Annotated in this window: 2 protein-coding genes; both read right to left on the reverse strand. The window is 63.5% G+C overall.

From position 1 onward, the window contains the following. Window positions 1-467: 467 nt before the first annotated feature. The gene (locus WAN71_RS02350; protein ID WP_422223787.1) at window positions 468-2129 is read right to left on the reverse strand and encodes a CocE/NonD family hydrolase; all 1662 of its coding nucleotides are present in this window, start codon (window positions 2127-2129) and stop codon (window positions 468-470) included. A gap of 272 nt (window positions 2130-2401) precedes the next feature. Then, the gene (locus WAN71_RS02355) at window positions 2402-3391 is read right to left on the reverse strand and encodes an aldo/keto reductase (protein WP_422223788.1); all 990 of its coding nucleotides are present in this window, start codon (window positions 3389-3391) and stop codon (window positions 2402-2404) included. Window positions 3392-3700: the final 309 nt, after the last annotated feature.

A 3700-nucleotide genomic window follows, 5' to 3' on the forward strand; every position in this document is an offset into this window, starting at 1 on the left:
CCCGGGAATAACGGGTTGACGTAGACGCGGATCCCGTAGATCGTCGAAGTTTCGCGACGGTGTGGACGGTGTGCACGCTTCACTTCCGGCGTTGGCGGTGTCCAATTCGTCGTAACGGTCGGCCCGGAGCACGCAAGACAGCCGAAAATCTGCCAGGTTGTAGTCCACGCGGTGACGAGGACGCTGGCTCGACCTTGGCAGCACGGAACCGCGACGCCTTGGCGTTGACGCCGTCAACGCCTCGGTCGGTAACGCCTGGTCACGGATGGTGTTGAACGGTGACGTTTCGGAGCATTACAGCAGGTGAAGCGCCCTTTTTCCCTGTTCAGCAAGGGGTTCGAGTCCCCTTAGCTCCACCAGAAAACTGCAGGTCAGAGCCGGTTCTCAAAGTTACGTCGCAGCTAATCTGCTGAAATCGCCGGTCTGTGGGGTTACTACGCCACTTCTGCACTGAATTCCCGTCCGCATTACCTCAATCGAGCTGGCGTGGTTACCGGAAGGGCAAGACGAGTGGTGGCGTGATAAATAGTGTGGACGGACGTTTTGAGACTGGCGCCGGTGGGGGCGAGTTCGCCGGTGCCCAGATTCCGGGCGTACAGGGGGTGCGCGCCGCCTGAGAGTTGCAGCCGCAGGCTGTGGCCCTTCTGCACTCGGTGGGCGCACGGGAGGAGTCGAACCGCCAGGTCCTGAACCTCACCAGCAGGTACGGCGGGGTCGAATCGGACAAAGCCGTCGCAAATGTTCCGTGAGCGCCCTTTAGTGTCGACCTCGCAGACGCGGACGAACAGATCGGCGTTGGGGTTATCCACGTTGACCGTTACCTTGGCCGTCGGAGCCCCCTCGAACTCGACGTCATTTGTCAGTGCAGCACTAGTGAAGGTGAGGACGTCCGACCGGGCTTCCAGCTTTGCGTTGTCCACCACACCTGCACCGCTGGCAAGTCGCCGGCCGCCTACTGCCGGGGTCGGATCGGCAGGGTTGAAGCAGAAGGTCGAAGTACCGCCCGTCGCGGCAGCGGACGCGAGCCGGCCTCCCTCGTGGACGAACCAGGAGGTCTCGGTGCTGGCCGGAGGCCAACTCTGCGCCGAGTGCCAGGTGCGACTGGTGCCGGTGACGAATGTGCGCACCGGATCGGTTCGTCGGGGAGACGCCTGCGTGCCCAGATACGTGTCGAACCATTGCAACGCTTCGTTGTCGATGACGCCAGACCCTTTGAGCACATGGCCACGATGAGTCCACGGCCCGAGCGTCAATGCGACATCGATCCCTCGGGACCGAAGGGTCTCGTACTGGACGACCGTCTGCCGGAGGAACACGTCGTACCAACCACCCACTAGGAGCGTCGGCGTCCGAACGCGCTCAAGCGCGTCGGCGAAGTCATAGTCGCGCCAGTAAGGGTCGGCTGGGTCGGGGTGGTCCAGCCATTCCCGGTACCACGGTGCGCGAGCACCCAAAACTGCTGACGCTGCTTCGGCCAGGGGAAGGCTTGAGTATGCCGACTTCAATCGGTTCGCCCGCTTTCTGCCGGCGAGCTGCCGCAGCGCGCTCGGCCGGTCCTCGAATGCCACGCTGTTCGCATCGGACCATCCCAGATAGGTTTCCAGGGCGAATGCCCCGCTATCCCAAATGGAACTACTGAAATCGTGCGGCCCCGCGATCATCACACTTGCTTGAAGTTCGGGCGGCGGGTCCATCAGAAGGGCCCACTCGGTGTACGCCAAATACGACATCCCCATGGTTCCGAGGCTCCCGTTGAACCATGCTTGTTCCCGCAACCAGACCAGGGTGTCCTGCGCGTCCGCGGCTTCGCGCACCATCGGCTGGAAAGTATCGGTCGATCCGGCAGTTCCCCGGCAGCTCTGCAGCAGCACGTGATATCCCTGTGCGGCCAAGGCCCGGCCCCACAACGCGTCCAGTGGTGCGCCCCGCCCATAGGGTGTCCGAATAAGAATCGTCGCCCCACCGTCGCCAGGCTCGGCGGGCCCGTAAAGGTCGCCGAGCAAGGCGAATCCGTCCCGAGTTGGGGTACGCAGACCACGCTCGACAAAAATCTTGTTCCGCGGTTTCGGCATCCCTCTGAGCCGGCGCAGCAATCCGTCGACCGCGCGTGCAGACACCCCAGGCACCATCCTCACCACAAACCCGCCTCCTTGTGTCGTTCGCTAGGGTTCGGCAAGCTGCTCAATAACCGGACCACACGGTCAAGTTTTTTTTGCTACTCAGCGGAATCAATCAAGCCGCAGCGCCGCTGGCGGACAGCCAACCGAATTTGTGGCTGCGTTATCTGGCGTTGATTCTCGATGGTCTGCAGACCGAGACCCCTCATGCATTGCCGCATCCTTCGCCCCGGCCATTTTCCGTCGACTGCGATTGAGCAGATCTGCGCGCCGGAAGACCCGGATCACCGCTCGCTGTCGAGCGCCACCATCTGCGTGGCGTCGTAGCGGTCACCGGCGGCCGCGTCTTTGGGTACCGCGGACTCGATGGTGGCGAGTTGCTCGGCGGTCAACTCGAAGTCGAGCGCGCCCAGCGACTCGCCCAGCCGCTCGCGTCTGCGGGCCCCGACCAGCGGGACGATGTCCTCGCCTTGGGCGGCTACCCACGCGATCGCGACCTGGGCCACGGATACGCCGAGCTCGGCGGCCACACTGCGCAGCCGCTCGACGAGGGCCAGATTGCGGTCGAGGTTCTCGCCGCTGAAGCGTGGGCTGTGTGCCCGGAAGTCGCCCGAGCCGACGCGGTCGACCGACCAGTGCCCGCTTATCAGCCCACGCGACAACACCCCGTACGCGGTGACACCAATGCCCAGTTCGCGGCAGGTGTCTAGGATGTCGCCTTCGGGGCTGCGGGAGATCAGCGAGTATTCGATCTGCAGGTCGCTGACCGGGTGTACGGCGTGCGCGCGGCGGATGGTGTCCGCACCGACCTCCGACAATCCAAGATGCCGCACATATCCGGCCTGAATCATCTCGGCGATCGCGCCGACGGTGTCCTCGATCGGCACCTCGGGATCGAACCGGGCCGGCCGGTAGACGTCGATGTGATCGGTGCCGAGCCGTTGCAATGTGTAGGCGAGGGAGTTCTTGACGGCGACCGGGCGGTTGTCCTGGCCCAGCCACGACGCGTCCGGGCCGCGCAGGGAGCCGAACTTGACGCTGATCTGCACCTGGTCGCGTTCGTGTGCGCGCAGGGCTTCGCCGAGCAGCATCTCGTTGTGGCCCGTGCCGTAGAAGTCGCCGGTGTCGAGCAGGGTGATGCCGGCGGCGAGCGCGGCGTGGATGGTGGCGATGCTCTCAGCGCGGTCGCTGGGCCCGTAGAGGTCGCTCATGCCCATCAGGCCAAGCCCGATCGCCGAGGTGGTTCCCAGGGTTCCCAATGTCTTGGTTCGCATGACTGCGGGCTGCTTCGGCTGAGTGAAACGAACGCCTTCGGCGACATCGGCTCCTTGCAAGCCCGCTTGGTCAGGAATCGTGTTCATGTGCACCTTTCAGATCGATTTTTCATTGCATGCTGGGCGGCTGCGACTGGTCCGGTTGGGCCGCGCTCACACCCATGACGTCCTGGTCGTCGACAAGGACGCCGACGTGATCGGCACTCGCGTCACACCTGAAAAGACCAGTTTACTCGATATAATGTCGACTATAACTCGATGAAGCGTCGATTTCAATATGTGCAGACCTTGTCTTGGAACGCCGATTGC

It is taken from the genome of Mycobacterium sp. (assembly GCF_049280035.1).
In the GTDB taxonomy this organism is placed as follows: domain Bacteria; phylum Actinomycetota; class Actinomycetes; order Mycobacteriales; family Mycobacteriaceae; genus Mycobacterium.

Bases quoted from the DNA above. Each gene is read 5' to 3' on its own strand.
- WAN71_RS02355 (WP_422223788.1), bottom strand. From the start codon at position 3,391: ATGCGAACCAAGACATTGGGAACCCTGGGAACCACCTCGGCGATCGGG.
- WAN71_RS02350 (WP_422223787.1), bottom strand. From the start codon at position 2,129: ATGGTGCCTGGGGTGTCTGCACGCGCGGTCGACGGATTGCTGCGCCGG.